At 47.0% G+C, this 16,485-nt stretch carries 12 protein-coding genes; 5 read left to right on the forward strand and 7 right to left on the reverse strand.

All coding sequences use genetic code 11. From position 1 onward, the window contains the following. Window positions 1-177: 177 nt before the first annotated feature. The gene (locus OCU74_RS10215; RefSeq protein WP_159457383.1) at window positions 178-1,467 is read left to right on the forward strand and encodes a ferredoxin reductase family protein; all 1,290 of its coding nucleotides are present in this window, start codon (window positions 178-180) and stop codon (window positions 1,465-1,467) included. A gap of 23 nt (window positions 1,468-1,490) precedes the next feature. Here the strand turns inward: OCU74_RS10215 and OCU74_RS10220 are convergent, their stop codons facing one another. The 5 genes from OCU74_RS10220 to OCU74_RS10240 all read right to left on the reverse strand — a co-directional run bounded on the left by OCU74_RS10220 (window position 1,491) and on the right by OCU74_RS10240 (window position 11,992). Beyond that, window positions 1,491-4,145, reverse strand: coding sequence for an EAL domain-containing protein (locus OCU74_RS10220; protein ID WP_087479626.1), 2,655 nt, complete (start codon window positions 4,143-4,145; stop codon window positions 1,491-1,493). After that, a complete protein-coding gene (locus OCU74_RS10225) occupies window positions 4,142-7,240 on the reverse strand; it encodes a response regulator (protein ID WP_159457384.1) in 3,099 nt (1,032 codons plus the stop codon). Before OCU74_RS10225 ends, OCU74_RS10220 begins: the two co-directional genes overlap by 4 nt. A gap of 22 nt (window positions 7,241-7,262) precedes the next feature. Then, window positions 7,263-8,339 (reverse strand): ABC transporter substrate-binding protein, encoded by a 1,077-nt coding sequence (locus tag OCU74_RS10230; RefSeq protein WP_200807657.1) that lies wholly within the window; start codon window positions 8,337-8,339, stop codon window positions 7,263-7,265. A gap of 316 nt (window positions 8,340-8,655) precedes the next feature. After that, window positions 8,656-11,091 (reverse strand): formate C-acetyltransferase/glycerol dehydratase family glycyl radical enzyme, encoded by a 2,436-nt coding sequence (locus OCU74_RS10235; RefSeq protein ID WP_234993530.1) that lies wholly within the window; start codon window positions 11,089-11,091, stop codon window positions 8,656-8,658. A gap of 1 nt (window position 11,092) precedes the next feature. Beyond that, window positions 11,093-11,992 (reverse strand): glycyl-radical enzyme activating protein, encoded by a 900-nt coding sequence (locus tag OCU74_RS10240; RefSeq protein WP_087479629.1) that lies wholly within the window; start codon window positions 11,990-11,992, stop codon window positions 11,093-11,095. A 141-nt stretch (window positions 11,993-12,133) separates the two neighbouring features. Between OCU74_RS10240 and OCU74_RS10245 the strand changes: the two genes are divergently transcribed. After that, the gene (locus OCU74_RS10245; RefSeq protein WP_087479630.1) at window positions 12,134-12,796 is read left to right on the forward strand and encodes a fructose-6-phosphate aldolase; all 663 of its coding nucleotides are present in this window, start codon (window positions 12,134-12,136) and stop codon (window positions 12,794-12,796) included. Window positions 12,797-12,911: 115 nt separating this feature from the next. Beyond that, window positions 12,912-13,652 (forward strand): DeoR/GlpR family DNA-binding transcription regulator, encoded by a 741-nt coding sequence (locus OCU74_RS10250; RefSeq protein WP_087479631.1) that lies wholly within the window; start codon window positions 12,912-12,914, stop codon window positions 13,650-13,652. A gap of 70 nt (window positions 13,653-13,722) precedes the next feature. Here OCU74_RS10250 and OCU74_RS10255 read toward each other — a convergent pair whose 3' ends face one another. Both OCU74_RS10255 and OCU74_RS10260 read right to left on the reverse strand, forming a co-directional pair. Continuing rightward, window positions 13,723-13,932 carry a hypothetical protein gene (locus OCU74_RS10255; protein WP_087479632.1) on the reverse strand — a complete coding sequence of 70 codons (210 nt, stop codon included), beginning with the start codon at window positions 13,930-13,932 and terminating at the stop codon, window positions 13,723-13,725. A gap of 118 nt (window positions 13,933-14,050) precedes the next feature. Further along, window positions 14,051-14,464, reverse strand: a complete 414-nt coding sequence (locus OCU74_RS10260; RefSeq protein ID WP_390623654.1) for a VOC family protein — start codon at window positions 14,462-14,464, stop codon at window positions 14,051-14,053. Between the two features lie 239 nt (window positions 14,465-14,703). Here OCU74_RS10260 and OCU74_RS10265 point away from each other — a divergent pair, with 239 nt between their 5' ends. Both OCU74_RS10265 and panF read left to right on the forward strand, forming a co-directional pair. Beyond that, window positions 14,704-14,985, forward strand: a complete 282-nt coding sequence (locus OCU74_RS10265; protein WP_087479634.1) for a YhdT family protein — start codon at window positions 14,704-14,706, stop codon at window positions 14,983-14,985. Continuing rightward, a complete protein-coding gene (panF, locus tag OCU74_RS10270; protein WP_087479635.1) occupies window positions 14,978-16,432 on the forward strand; it encodes a sodium/pantothenate symporter in 1,455 nt (484 codons plus the stop codon). The genes OCU74_RS10265 and panF overlap by 8 nt, the downstream gene beginning before the upstream one ends. The last annotated feature ends 53 nt before the right edge of the window (window positions 16,433-16,485 follow it).

Below are 16,485 nucleotides of genomic sequence, written 5' to 3' on the forward strand. Positions count from 1 at the left end.
AAAAATGACAATAATATCATTATCCAATCAAATAAAAGGCAACTGATAACACAGATAAATGTAAATTTATGCAAGGAAGAGTAAAGTAGATTAAAGCTATTTCAGCTTCTCTATACGGCGACCTATATTAAAAGTATAGAGATGAATCGAGTTGCATTGATGAAAAAATTTATTCTTATGATCACCTTATTATGGCTCCCTTCAGTTTTGTTCAGCTGGAATGAACAGGCTGGCTTTTTCTATTGGCGTCATCAGTTGATCATGCTGTCCGGAATTCTGGCACTCTCCTGTATGACTGTGGGAATGATTCTGGCCGTCCGGTGGCGTTGGGTTGAAACACTGGTTCACGGACTGGATAAGGGGTATGCACTGCATAAACAGATGGGAATTGCATCGCTCATTTTACTTATTATTCACTGGGGACTTGCTCAACTGCCAAAATGGCTGGTACAACTGGGATTACTGAGCCGCCCACTCCGGATGCACCGATTCTCCGGTTCAGGTCAAAGCTGGGAAGGACTTGCCAGACATGTCGGAGAATATCTTTTCTATGTTTTTCTTATTTTTGCTGCAATCAGTCTTATTCAGGCCATCACCTACCGGCAATTCCGTGGAATCCATAAAATCGGTGGGCTGATATTTATTGTCTCGGTCTTTCATAGTGTTCTTCTCATGGGAGACAACTGGTCATCTGTTCCCATGAATATAGCAATCATTCTCATGAGCGGTATTGGCGTATTATGTGCGTTTATTTCACTGACAGGTAATATCGGTCGACATCAAAAAACACTCGGCCGGGTTATTGGAATACAACAATTTGATTACCATGACATTTCTTCCAGCCTTATTTATTTTTCAGCCCAGTTGAAAAATAAGATTAAATATAAAGCCGGACAATTTGCATATATTGATTTTCAGGACGGAGAACCGCCTCATCCTTTTTCAATTTTAAATTACGACAAAGAAAAACAGACCGTCGAATTTGCAATTAAAGACTTGGGAGATTACACCCATCAATTAATGCATCAGTTGCATGAGAATCAGGAAATTATTATTGAAGGTGGATATGGTCATTTCCACATACCGAAACAGACAGAGCAGATCTGGATTGGTGCCGGTGTAGGAATCGTTCCGTTTATTGCCTGGCTCTACTGGCTTTCCTACAATCCACAACAGCAGATAGAGACAATTCATCTGTTCTACTGCCGGAAGTCAGAGTCAGAAACATTCTTTGAAAAAATCATCCATCCACTACTCTCACGTCTGAGTAATGTGGAATTCCATATTGTAACTTCCGGAACACAAGGTCGGCTGAGTATCCAAACCATAGAGAAGACTATCCGTTTATCAACCGGCTCCGTCAGCTTCTGCGGCCCTGAAGGCTTTGGTGATCAACTTCGGGAACAACTGGTTGCTTCAGGTCTGCCACCCAGTAACTTTCACCGGGAATATTTCAGGATGAGATAGCCATTTGAGGTAACTTGAGTATGTCACTTAAAATGTGACAGCAGGAAGGCTTCACACACTTCCATTGGTTCTGGGCGACAGAGATAATATCCCTGGATTTCATCACACCGATGCTGACGCAGAAAAGCCAACTGTCTTTCATCTTCAACACCTTCAGCAATGACTTTAAGCCCCAGGCTATGTCCAAGTGCAATCACAGCCTGGGTAATACTACATCCTTCCGGGTTGTCCGGAAGATCCGTGACAAAGGAACGATCGATTTTCAGCCGGCTGACCGGAAAATCTTTCAATGCGCTCAGACTGGAATAACCCGTTCCGAAATCATCAATAGAAAGCCGGACGCCCATATGATTAATTTTTTTCATAATTTCAACCGCCTGTTGCGGGTTCTGCATCACAACACTTTCAGTAATTTCCAGTTCCAGATAACGGGCTTCCAGTCCACTGACTTTTAGTGCCATGGCAACCCGCTCTGGTAAATCTTTTTCATGAAACTGACGAGCCGATACATTGACGGCAATACAGAGGCCGGTCATTCCGGCATCCTGCCATGCCTTATTCTGCTGGCAGGCAGCCTGCAGGACCCAATCCCCAATGGGAACAATCAATCCTGTAGCTTCTGCCAACTGGATAAAACGGACTGGCGAAATGACACCAAATTCAGGGTGCTGCCAGCGTAATAGTGCTTCCACACCGATGATACGCTGACCATGCAGACAGTACTGAGGCTGATAATGTAAGGTAAGTTCATGATTTTCCAGTGCATGTCGTAACCCTTCCTGAAGGATTAGCCGCTCCTGCACCTCATTTCCCATGTCCAGACAGTAATGTTGAAAATTATTACGCCCTAACTCCTTGGCATGATACATCGCCACATCAGCATTTCGTAGCAGGGCTTCCACTGTCTGGCCATCATCAGGATAGTTGGCAAATCCGATACTGCTGGTAATCCTGAGCTCATGACCCGCAATCTGTACCGGTTGTGCAATAACTTCCCGGATTCGGTTCAGTACCTTACTTAAAAAGCTCCGGTTATACAGAATCATCACAAACTCATCGCCACCTAAGCGTGCCAGCGTATCGGTTTTTCTGATACAGGCTCCCAGTCGCCCGGCAATAATCTGTAATAACTCGTCACCATAACTGTGACCCAGACTGTCATTGATCATTTTGAAATGGTCCAGATCAATCAAGACAACGGAAACTTCCCGCCGATAACGCTGAGCCCACAGAAGCCCCTGATTCAACCGGTCATTCAGCAACGCCCGGTTTGGCAATCCGGTTAACGTATCATGATGAGCCAGATACTGAATCCGTTCTTCAGTACGCTGACGTTCAATGGCAATCGCTGCAATCCGGGTTGCCATATCAGCAAATGTCATGTCGATCTGACTGAGTTGATACTTTTCACGAAAATAGAGGGTAAAAGTCCCCAGAATATCGCCCTGAGAAGTCAGCATCGGTATCGCATAGCACGAGTGAACCCCAAACTGACTGAGCAAAGTGCAGTAGTCCTTCCACCCGGTGATTGGTTTGTGCATATCCTCAACCCAGACAGACTGTTCACTCATAACAGCGACACTATCCGGACTGAGCCGGGATGCCACAGATTCACCGTCAGGAAACCGGATATAATACTGTTCGGCAAATCCATCCGGAAAAGCAGGTGCCGTCCGTAGCTTCAGGTGTTCTCCATTTTTCAGAAAAACAGCCCCCCAGGTCTCGGTCTGCTGGGCTTCAACCAAACGTATTAAACTATTCAGAATATCATCCAGTGAAGAGCCGGTTACCATCATTTCGAACAGTTGCCCCTGACCGATTCGCAATGCTTCCGTCCGTTTCCGCTGATCAATATCATGAATCACCAGAATTTCACCCTTAGATAAATCTTTCCGGTCGATAGCCGTCAGAATCGTTTCACCCCAGAAACACTGACCGTCACGTCGCTGATAGCGGATATCTGAAACATATTCGCCTTCCTGAACCAAAGACTGATGAGCTGCCTGATGAACATAGTCATCGTGATATTCCACTGAATAGAGATATTCGAGAGGAACATTGTCCAATGCATCGATCTCTTTACCAAACAGCGATGCCAGTTTCTGATTACATCTGACAATCCTTCTTTTCTGTAGAAATGCAATCCCAACGCCTGAATATTCCAGTAAACGCTGCTGCTCCTGTAAAATACGATGTAGCTCCTCTTCCGCTTTCTGGCGGATCTGACTCTCTTCTATCAGTTGTCGGTTTTTTTCGGATAAGCGATGCTGCATATCGCACAAAGCCAGATGAGTATTGATCCGGGATACGACTTCTTCGATCTGGAAAGGCTTAGTAATATAATCAACGCCCCCGACGTCAAAACCAGTTACTTTATCTTTCACATCATTCAGAGCCGTCATGAAAATAACCGGAATCTTGCGGGTTTTGTCGCTCTGCTTCAACTGAGTACAAACTTCAAAACCATTCATTCCCGGCATCATGACATCCAGCAGGATAAGATCAGGTACCACATAAGCTGCCCGCTGCAACCCTTCTTCCCCGTCTTCCGCAACCAGCACCTGAAAATGCCGCTCATCCAGTTCGTCAACTAACACGCCCAGATTGGCTGGCGTGTCATCGATGATCAATATAACTTTCTGCTGCTGCCTCAGTGCCGGATGCTCCACAATACTCATATGGCAGATTTCCTTTCCAATAAATCAGTGACCAACAGGGATATCGACCGGGATTGAAAAGCTTTTGCCATATCAATCAAATGATCGGCAAAAGTACGATAACGGGAATCACCTTCTTTCAGTGCTTCAGCCCAACGGCGGATATCCCGCATATTGCCGATCAATGCCAGATGACGGAGTTCTTCCAGTTGCTCTCTGGGTGGTGCAATCCATCCGGAAGTGTCTGAAACGATTGACGACAGTTCCGGTTCAGCCGACTGCTCATCAGTGATCCATTGTAAATCCAACTGTTTCCCAATCAGAGCTAACAATAGCTTTCTGTCAATCGGTTTGCTGACAAACCCATTGGCTCCGGCGGCTTCCCCCTGAGCCAGTTCATTATTGGATGCGCTGGCAGAAACAATCAGTACCGGAATATTTTCCAGCTCAGAGCGTTGCCGGATATTCCGGGTCGCTTCCAACCCATCCATCACTGGCATGACAATATCCATCAGAATTAAATCCGGTCGTTCTGCACAAGCTTGTTCTACACCGGCTCGACCATCATTAGCTTCCAATGTTTCAAAGCCAATTTCCTCAAGTAAATCCACCAGCAACATCCGGTTTTCCGGAATATCATCCACAATGAGAACCCGCTTCCTTTCTCCTTCATAGCCGATAATATTTTCCTGACTGATGTGAGTTTTATGCTCACAATGCTCTTCAACAATCAACAGATTCAGAGAAAAATAAAACTGGCTGCCGACACCGACCTGGCTATTGACCTGAATGTCTCCGCCCATCTGCCTGACCAGTTGCCGACTGACGGCCAGTCCCAGTCCCGTTCCGGCAACTCTGCGTTTTTTATCTCCGACCTGCTCAAATGGATGGAAAATAATTTCCTGCATATCGTCGGCGATACCAATACCACTGTCTTCCACCGAGAAAGTAACCTGTACATACCGATCCGTCGCGGGCTGCTCAGTCTGAACTTTCAGACGGACATATCCAGTGTCGGTATACTTCACCGCATTGCCTAACAAGTTCAATAAAACCTGACGCAGACGTTTCTCATCCAGAAACATCGTCGGAAAAATCTGTGATGGTATATCAAGTTTGAGTGCCAGGCCTCTCTGAGATGCCTTGATCCGAATAATATCGATAACGCTTTGCAGACAACATTTCAAATCGACAGCTTCCGGTGTCAGATCCAGTCGTCCGGCTTCAATCTTAGACAAGTCCAGCAGGTCATTAATCAGTGTCAGCAAATGGTGCCCACTCTGCATAATCGTATTCAGACCATCATGCTGACGTTCATCCAGATTAGGTTCCCGGCGCATCAATTGGGCATAGCCAAGAATCGCATTCAGGGGAGTTCTGAGCTCGTGACTCATGTTAGCCAGAAAAACAGACTTAGCATGGGTTGCCGCTTCAGCCTGAATTCTGGCCCTGTTCAGTTCGGTAGCCTGAGCTTCTAGTTCTTCGGTTTTATGCTGTAAGTCTTCTGTCCGCTCAACAACCATCTTCTCAAGTTGTGACATAATCCGCTGCCGCTCAGATTTAGCTTCCGCTTCCATCTCCCGGACTTTGACCGCATTTTCCTGAAAGACTTTAACCGCCCGGGACATACTTCCGACTTCATCCTGCCGTTCGAGCCCGGTAATACTGACTTCCAGATGACCGGTCGCCAGTTGGCGCATGACTGCGGCCAGAGAGACAATGGGCCTTGCAATCAGGCGGGAGGTTGACCATGCAATAAACAGAGCTGTCAGCGCCGTAATCACTCCGGCCACCATGCCGGAAACTTCGCTCCATTCATTATGTCTGGCTGCAGCAACCTGCTGCTCCTGGGCAAACTGGGAAACCAGTGAGGATGTCCGGACCGCTTCTTCCCGGACTTTCTGGTGAACCCGGGAAAGCGCATAACTTGCCTGACGAAAGCGGAGAAACGCATCCCGGTATCCATCAATCAGAGAATTCACCGTCACAGCCGAATTTAATGTTTTATCTGAAGTATTCACTGAAGGCAAAATACGTGAATAACGGGCAAGTTGATCCAGTGTTTCATGGACTGATGCGGCGGCTTCATCAGTCGACAGCAGATGAAATGTCAATGTTTTGGCTTCCAGATGTGCGACACGCTCTGCAAATCGTCGGGAAACATTCACCGAGTTCTGTAGCAATCCGGTTTCGGTTCGCAGGTCGTCCATTGCCCGGCCCAGCATACTCTCTTTCGCCACAACCACTTTTTCCATTTGGTTAATCATCCGGTCAATGACCTCAAAATGACCCAGCATCTGGCTATAAAGAACATTACTGTCTGTCGGTGAATCATCAGACAAAGACCGGACATTCTGATCAGTCAGGTCAACAACCTGCTGCAATTGTTTTGTTGCAGCCAGCCATTCATCCTCATCATTCAGATCTTTCAGCATCTTCACAACCGGAAGCATCGATTGCAAAGCCTGCCTGATCTCCACAACAGGTTCCTGAGGTTTCCCTTTTCCCATCATGTACAGCAACAAAACAGAGGTCATTTTATGTGCCCCGTTCCGGAGACTCTGAAGAATCTGATGCGAATGATAAACCTTGTCCATACCGGCATCATGCTGGTCCATACGTTGTTCAAGCCGCTCCCGCCGTTGTTCAAGATTATTCTCAATTGCTACTGCAACATTTTGCAACTGGATATGCTGACGGGTCATGTTGGTGATTTCCGTATTCATCATTTCGGTAGCCAGACGCAATACATCGACGGTGTTTGAGAAGTAACGCATTCTTCTCTTCAGTGAGGAGACCTCCTCAGTATGAACTGTATCCAGCTCCCTCAGATCCAGATGAGCCAGTATCTCGACGTTTTCTGCCATAATCGCTTTCACTTCATCCAGACGGGATGGATCGTGAGAAGAAATAAAATTCTCTACCCGTTTGGCAGCATTATTGACAGAAACCATCACAGCCGAACCATAGCCGACCATTTCCACAGATTTTTTCATCTGTTTCAGGCTGTAGAGATCAACAGCAGAGACACCCACATTCAGCAGTACCAGCAAGATCACCGATACCGTAATTTTGGTTGTGATAGACCAGTGCTCAAATGATCTGATTTTCATCATAACGCCCAGCGTATCTAAGTCTTTACTGATGCACCGAGGCATCAATCATTTTCACCACATCTTCCTGAGAATATGCCGGGTTTGCTGCACCGCCGACAGGCATCTTCTCAAGCCATGAATCAAGTTCATCGTCATATATTGTCACTAACGGGACATTCACAATTTTAGGAACATGTTTTCCGGCCAGAATCTGCTGTGTAACCCAGAATCCGACCTGAGAAATACTGGGAGTCGCAGAAATAGAAAATGTCTTGTATCCATTTGCATCCCGTTCCTGTTTCCAGAATGCCAGTTCATTCTGCCGGTTGCCCATCACAATAATCGGCAATGGCCGTCCGGCTTCTTTGAAAGCCATCGCAGCACCATAACCATCTCCTCCCTGATCAACAATGGCATCAATTTCCGGTAGTGCAGGCAGAGCTAACGCAACCTCTTTTTTCGCCACAGAACTCGTCCACTGCCCATAAACCGTGTGGACTATTTTCAACCCCGGATATTTTTCCGCTGCTTTATGAATACCAGCACTGATATCCGCATCCGTTGCATCACCGGATATCCCCCGGATTTCCAACAGATTACCTTTTCCCTGAAGGCGTCCGGCAACATACTCAATCTCAGCCAGCCCCATTTCATCCCAGTCGTAGTTCACTTCATAGACACAGGGCTCACTCACTTTGCTGGCAAGAATCACGACCACAACCCCGGCATTGCAGGCATCACGGACAACACTCTTCAGTGCTGTATCCGATGCAGCAAGAATCACGATGGCATCATAGCCTTCCAGTACCATATTCTGGATTTGCTTAGCCTGCTCCGGTGCAGAATTATTTGCACTGGTCACCGGTGCTTCTTTAATTAAGCCGGCCTGTTGTGCCTGAATGGCAACATTTTTCCAGTTTTGGACCATCACCCGGCGAAAATCACTACCCACATAAGAATTACTAAAGGCAATCCGCTGTTGGCTCGTATCACCACGGACGATACCTTCCGCCAGAATCAAAGGAGCATACAAAACAGGTAAGAGAGAAAATAGAGCGAAGAGAAAAACCCAAAACCGGCTGAAAAGGTTTCGGCTATAGAATAACTGAACTAAACCCATAGGACTCATCTCCTGATTAGCATTCAGATCTCAATTGAGGAAATCTCCTCCACCCTGGCCTGTTAACGTATCCAACTAATCAAGAGACTTTCTGCACGCAAGCGTGCTGTTTTTTAATTATCAGGCTGAATGGAGCACAACCTGGCAGGTAACTTCCCCGGAATATAAAGAAAATATGGTCAGGATGTGCCACAAACACAAAAATAAATCATAAATTACGTGAAATGATGCTCATATTATCTATGTAACCACAAATGCAATTACATGCATCGTTGACAAACCCCTGATCAGCACTTGCCTGCCTCTCACCAAACCATCACAACTCATGTTCTGTTCTGGCGATAATATCATCCTGAGTATCCGGAGACAGCGCCGTGAAAAAAGCAGAGTAACCTGCCACCCGCACAACCAGATCCCGATACTGATCCGGATGTTTTTTGGCTTCAAGTAAGGTTTCGCGGGAGACAACGTTATACTGAATATGCCAGCCATGATGAATATTGAAGAATGTCCGTAACAGGGACATCAGTTTTCGCCGGTCACTGTCATTGTCCAGTGTTGACGGGTTCAGTTTCTGATTCAGTAAAACACCTCCCAGAATCGAGCCAGTCGGCAGTTTGCCGACTGAGTTCATCACTGCCGTTGGCCCCAGATGATCAGTCCCGGACGCAGGACTCGCCCCTTCTGCCAATGGCATTCCGGCTTTACGGCCATCAGGTGTTGCCATCGTTGCCGCGCCAAACGGTACATTCGCAGAAATAGATGATGTTCCGGCGTAATAATTACCGCCAATCGGTCCTCTTCCATAGCGCGGGTTATGGTATTGCTTCAGTTCATCAATATAAGTCTGATACGCACGAACCAATAACTGATCAACAAACTCATCATCGTTGCCATACTTCGGCGCACGATGTACCAAACGCTGACGAAGCTGTTCATGGGCCAATCCGGAAAAATCATCCGACAATGCCTGAGCCAGTTCTTGCTGAGCAACCATCTCTTGCTCAAAAACCAACGTTTTTACCGCAGCCAGACTATTCCCCAGATTCGCAATTCCGACTTGCAGACCGGATACCCAGTCATATCTTGCACCCCCCTGTTTAATCGTCTTTGCCCGCTCAATACAATCATCCACTAAAGCTGAACACAGGAGATCATGCGCATTTTCCTCCAGCACGGTATCAACCACATATTCAATCTCAATTGATTTTCTGGTGTAGTAACGGATCTGCCGGTCCCAGGCTGACATCACCTCCTCAAATGAAGAAAAATTACCTTTAGCAAGCGCCTGTTCCTGTGGCAGGAATGTCAGCCCCGATGTGGCATCCTGTCCGCCTTCCAGTGTAGCTAACATCACCCGGGCGAAATTAATAAAGCTCATCCCGGTGCAGCGGTAACCCCACTTTCCGGCAACAGCAGTCTCAATACAACCGATAGCTGCATATTCATAAGCATCTTCCGGCATCACTCCCAGACGGATAAACTCAGGAATAACGATTTCATCATTGTTGAACGCCGGCATACCAAAACCACAACGAATCACCTGCACACAGGCATCTAAAAAATCGTCACTCATTCCGGCATGATAGCGGACACTCAGATTCGGCTGAGTCGAGCGTAAACGTCCGCAGGATTCAAGAATGGCATAAGACAACGGATTCACCGCATCAACTGCCTGTCCTTCCACCAACTTCTGTCCGCCAATCGTGACATTCTGGTAAAGCGGACTCCCCGCAGAGGCTTTTGAATGAGTACCTGAGCGAATTTTGTTCACCTCCAGCAACTTTAACCAGCAGCTCTGTAAAAGCTCAATCGCAGCTTCCCGGCTCAGGGTTCGCTCCTGTTCAACATCTTTTCTGTAGAGTGGATATAAGAATTGATCCATTCGTCCGAAAGAGACCGAGTGCCCATTCGACTCGATTTGCAGAAACAGTTGAATAAAATAGACCAGTTGCAAACCCTGCCAGAATGTCTGAGGCGGCTTGTGGGCGATCACATCACAATTCCCGGCAATCGCCAGCAACTCATTTCTCCGCTGCTCCGATACAGCATGAACAGCTTCCTGCCGTGCCAGCGTCGCATAGCGATGAATATGTTGACTGACCGCAGCAAGCGTTATCTCTACGGCTCTGAGAAACTGATTCCCATGCAGATCTTCCAGTACGGTCAGGTTCATCCGGGCACGACGCTGAGTGACATTGTCACGTAACCAGTCCAGACCTTTCTCAAGCAACAACGCATAATTTACGGCCAGATGAGCATCTCCCGATGTCATATTTCCTTCGGCTTTAATGATTCCGCTTGCCAGAATATCCTGATGTTCCCGAGAAAAAATGCCATAGCAGCGATCCTGTACGGTCTGGCCCCGCCACCAGGGAAGCACTCTGTGAATTGTTTCTTTATCTGCCTGAGTCACTGAAAACCCGGCTCCGGGACGATCTGCCAACGCATCAATTTCTGCCAGAATCCAGTTCACCGTATACTCAGGAAACACCGGAGCAGCCCGGACCTGACTGGCCTGATTGCCAATGATCAGTTCATCATGTTTGATCCAGATTGTTCTCTGTTCGAGATGATGAGCCAGCGCCAGCGCCCGGCGCACCGGAACAGGCTTATCGGCATGCTGTTGATAGATTTCAGTGTAATGCACTGCCCGCTCGGTACATACCGGTGGCTGAACAATATGAATCAGGGCATGTTTATGGGCCTGAATTCTCTCACTTACCTGTTTCAGATTAAGTGTAACCATCATTCTATCCTCTCAGAGTTACTCTCAGACCATTGGCCTGGGCATAATGACGTGAAAAATTCAGCAATTCAGGATCCTCCAGCTTCTTCCCGGAAGCCAGATAAGGCCGGCCCAACAGCTGATATTTCTGTTTTCCTAACGTGTGATAGGGCAAAAAATGAATTTCTTTACAGGATAATGTTGTCGCGACATAGTCAACGATAGCTTTCACTGACGCTTCATCAGCATTGAAATCCGGGACTAAAGGCACCCGAATCACAACCGGTTTTTCCAGAGCGGATAATTTCTCCAGATGGCTCATGACACGTCTGACGTTACCATTGGTCCACTGCCGGAAAATATCCGGGTCAACATGTTTCAGGTCCGCCAGAAACAGATCAATACAATCCAGAGACGGCTCAATATATTTCCATGGGACATGGAGACAGGTTTCAACCGCCGTATGCAGCCCTTCCCGTTTACATCGTGCAAGTAATTCTGTGCTGAATTCCGGAGTCATAAATGGTTCACCACCGGATAAAGTTACGCCACCACCACTTTGTTCGTAGAAATGTTTATCCTTGCGAATTATCTGCATCACATCTTCAATATCCAGAGCTTCACCGCATACAGTTAACGCTTCAGCTGGACAAACTTCTGTCAGTGCATTTAAGTGATCCTCGCTTAACGACACCCGATCAATATCAAGACATTCCTCACCCTGCTGAATCACATCCGGTACTACATCCTGACACAATGTGCAGCCAGACAAACATAACCGCGGATCAAACAGCAGATCACGTTCATATCGGTGACTTTCCGGATTCTGGCACCAACGACACCGTAGCGAGCAGCCTTTCATAAAAACGACGGTTCTGATTCCCGGACCATCATGCGTTGAGTAACGTTGAATGTTGAATATCATGTCAGCAACCAGAATATTAACGTACGATAATTAAATTACTTTCTAACGAAAGATACATTGATATCGATCAACGCAATTGGTTTGATATTAAATATAATGCTGAGCATCACAATATATGCCTGCTTAAGAGGAATTTTTGCCATGGAACTTTATCTGGACACCGCCGACATTGAAGCCGTTCAATACTTCCGGGATGTTTTTCCTCTGGCTGGTGTTACAACTAACCCAAGTATCGTGGCCGCTTCCGGTCAAAATCTTCATACATTGCTCAGTCAGTTACGTGAACAACTCGGTAAATCACCGCTGTTGTTTGCTCAGGTTCTTGCCAGAACAGCAGCTTCAATGGTCACAGAAGCTCGCTATCTGCGGAGTATTGATGAGAATCTGGTAGTCAAAATCCCGGTGACAGCCGAAGGGTTAACCGCAATGAAAAGACTCGTAAAAGAAGAAATACCGGTACTAGGAACCGCTGTATACAGCTCAGCTCAGGGGTTACTGGCAGCAATGGCCGGAGCCCAATACATCGCCCCATATGTCAACCGGCTGGACACCTTATCCGGCAATGGCACTGAAACCGTTGCAGAGCTACATCAACTGTTACAGTTACACGCCCCACAGACAAAAATACTGGCCGCCAGCTTTAAAAATAGCCGTCAGGTCATGGATTGCCTGATGTCCGGAGCTCAGGCTGTCACGGTCTCTCCTGACGTTGCCAGGCAGTTGATCACCTCACCGGCAACAGATGCTGCATTAGATCAGTTCGAGGCAGACTGGAGCAAGGCTTATCAGTCATTACACCTATAGAATTAAGGAAAGATGGAGTGCAATAAAAGCAGATGAATTCATTTTCTTTGAGGTGCATGTCCTTATAATTTTGTAACATAGGTGCATAACCAAAGTTTACCGACAAAGCCAGACGATGAACGAAAGACAGCAAACTATTCTTCAGCTCGTAGCAGAAAAAAAGAAAATCAGTGTCAACCAACTCGCGGAGAGGGTTGGTGTTTCTGTGGTGACGGTCCGGCATGACCTGAATACGCTTGAGAAAAGTAAATTTCTCAAACGGGTCCACGGGTTTGCAGTAGCAATCAACAGCGAAGATACCGAAACCCGCCTGATGACAAACTACCCGCAGAAACAGGCTCTAGCCGAATATGCCGCGTCGCTGGTACATGACGGAGAAACAGTTTTTATCGAAAGCGGGAGTACCAATGCACTGTTGGCCCGCCTGCTAGGAAAGAAACGCAATATTACCCTGATAACTGTCAGTGCTTATATTGCTCATTTGCTGCGGGACTGCGAATGTGAAGTCATCTTACTCGGAGGGATTTACCAGAAACGCAGTGAAAGTATGGTTGGACCGCTAACCCGGCAGAATCTACAGCAGGTTCATTTCAGTAAATTATTCATTGGGGTTGACGGTTATCATCCGGAAACCGGGTTTACCGGCAGAGACATGATGCGCACTGACATCGTCAATGCGGCCTTACAAAAATGTTCTGAAAACATTGTGTTAACGGATAGCACTAAATTCGGGGCAATTCATCCCCATCCAATCGGGCCGGCTCATTTTATTCACCGGGTCATTACTGACCAGCAATTAGCGCCAAACTATCGGGCGAGCCTGTCAGAACACCAGATCAATATTGCGATGGTATAATGTTCAGCTCACCTTCAAGTCATATTGTCGGGTCACAGGGTTTAATCCCCAGATAACATAAGACGGATAACTATTTTAACAACTCGCCGTAATTTACAGGTAAGGCCGCATGAGAAGAATCATCTTCAGGATGATACAAAGATGCGAGATGCTGGCTGACTAAATGTGCAGCAAGGTAAATGCTCACTTCCCGCTGCTGACCGGGGGTGACATAAAATTCACCATCCCACAAATTGTCACGATAATGGCCGGATTCTAAAAAAGTCACAACTGCTTTCATACACACCTCCGAACGAAAGAAACGCCTTAATCATATGTTTCACTTCACACGAATGGTAGTTTTGTTAATGAAATGTAAATTATCATTTTTAGAGAAGAACTAATTATTTAAAGAGGAATCAACTGTCAACCGGCTCGGAAATTTCAATCAGATTACCATCGGGATCCCGGACATAGACAGAACGAATTTTTTGCACTGCTCCTGTACGAATAACCGGCCCTTCAATAATCGTGATGTCATGCTGACAAAGCCGCTCAATCACTTGATCCAACGGCTGACTGGCCAGAAAACACAAATCAAGCGCTCCGCAGGTCGGGAAACAGGCTTTTGGCTCGAATTCTTTGCCTTTGAGATGAATATTTATTTTCTGCTGACCAAACTTAAGTGCTTTTCTTGGTTCACCGAGCTCTCCTGTGGCTAATTGCGGCTGGAAACTCTCCAGCGTCATCCCCAGAACATCAACATAAAAGCGGATACATGCAGTTTCATCTGCTGTCGTCAGGACCAAATGGTCGAGTTGTTGAATCATCAGCTCTTCTCCCTGTTTCGATTACAATGAGACAAATGGCTATAAGGCAAAAGTGAATACATCATCGATTCATTTGCGTCTCTATCACCGACATCATACAAACAATATTCTCAAATTACCTCAAATGCATTCTATCTGGTATGATCGCCAGCCAATTTAAGCCATTGGTATCAATACTGACTGTATCGTTTCAGAAATAGTGACCTCTTCAGGATTACACAAAACAGGGAGAATCATAGCGGATGAGTCAACAGACCGAGTCTTATCGTCAGGCACATCGTGAGGCCTTATGGGCAATTGCTCTGGCACTGGGATATTTTATCTGGTGGTATGCCACAGCTTACGGTTTTTCTGCACCGCAGGAATCACGGGAGTTACCGCAGCTTTATTGGGGAATGCCTTTGTGGTTTCTTCTCTCTTGTGTCATCGGCCCGCTCCTTTTCACCCTGCTGTGCGGCCTGATGGTGAAGTATGTCTATCGCAATATCTCTCTTGACCCACAGCAGAATGAAAATCATGAATAGTCAATTGATCACACCTTTACTGATTTATCTTGTCGCCGTTTTTGCTCTGGCATTTGTGACCCGTCGCCATCACAGACCGGGAAAGTTTATCAGCGAATATTTTATTGGCAGCCGCAGCCTTGGTGGTTTTGTCCTCGCGATGACACTGGCGGCGACCTATGCCAGTGCCAGCAGTTTTATCGGTGGGCCGGGAGCTGCTTATAAAATGGGGCTGGGATGGGTTCTGCTGGCGATGATTCAGTTACCGGCAACCTGGCTGACTTTAGGTGTTCTGGGCAAAAAGTTCGCAATTGAAGCCAGACGCCATAATGCTGTGACACTCAATGACATTCTCTTTGCCCGTTTTCACAGTCGCACCGTAGTGATTCTTGCCTCTCTGACACTGCTGCTGGCATTTTTCGGCACCATGGTTGTACAGTTCGTTGGAGGAGCCCGGCTATTACAAACGGTCACAGGACTGTCTTATCATCAGGGACTATTTCTGTTCGCCTGTACCGTTGGTTTGTACACCACCATCGGCGGGTTCCGGGCCGTGGTACTGACCGACACACTTCAGGGCATCATGATGTTGATTGGAACCGTCGTGCTGCTCTGGGGAGTCATTCATGCCGGAGGCAGTATCGGAGAACTGGTCACCCGGCTGCATGACATCGACCCGGCGTTAATTACACCGTATGGGCCGGGGCATTTTCTCAGCCAGCCGTTTATTCTGAGTTTCTGGGTGCTGGTCTGTTTCGGTGTGATCGGCTTACCTCATGCAGCAGTCCGTTGTATGTCATACAAAGACAGTCCTTCCCTGCATAAAGGTATCGTCATCAGTACAATTATGATGGCCTTGCTGATGTTCGGAACGCATATGGCCGGGGCGCTTGGCCGGGCTATTGTGCCGGAAGTTGCCAGCCCGGACCAAATTATGCCGACACTGATGATGACGGTTCTTCCGCCAATGGTTGCCGGGATTTTTCTCGCCGGTCCAATGGCTGCGATTATGTCTACAATCGACTCACAACTCATTCAGGCATCGGCCACACTGCTCAAAGATCTCTATCTCAACTACATTAACCCACAGATGCTCCGGGAAGATCAGGCCGAACGAAAACTGAGTCGTCTGTCTATCTGGATTACTGCGATTTTTGCGCTGCTGGTCTTTGTGGCAGCTACAAATCCACCGGATATGATTATCTGGCTGAATCTGATGGCTTTAGGTGGATTGCAGGCTGTATTTCTCTGGCCACTGGTACTCGGTTTATACTGGCCCAGAGCTTCAGCAGCCGGAGCACTGAGTTCAATGGTGGCCGGACTCGGATGCTATATTCCGCTGGTAACATTCAAACCCGATCTGGGCGGTGTCCACCCAATTGTACCGACACTGATTCTGGGCCTGATCACCTTTGTGATCGGCAGCTATATCAAACCGGCGACTTCTGCCCCGGTCATCTCCGAATAGTATCAACACAGGCAGTATTCATGCTGCCTGTCCTTTTAACCCACATTTTTGTC

The organism is Vibrio mangrovi (assembly GCF_024346955.1).
GTDB classification, from domain to species: Bacteria; Pseudomonadota; Gammaproteobacteria; order Enterobacterales; family Vibrionaceae; genus Vibrio; species Vibrio mangrovi.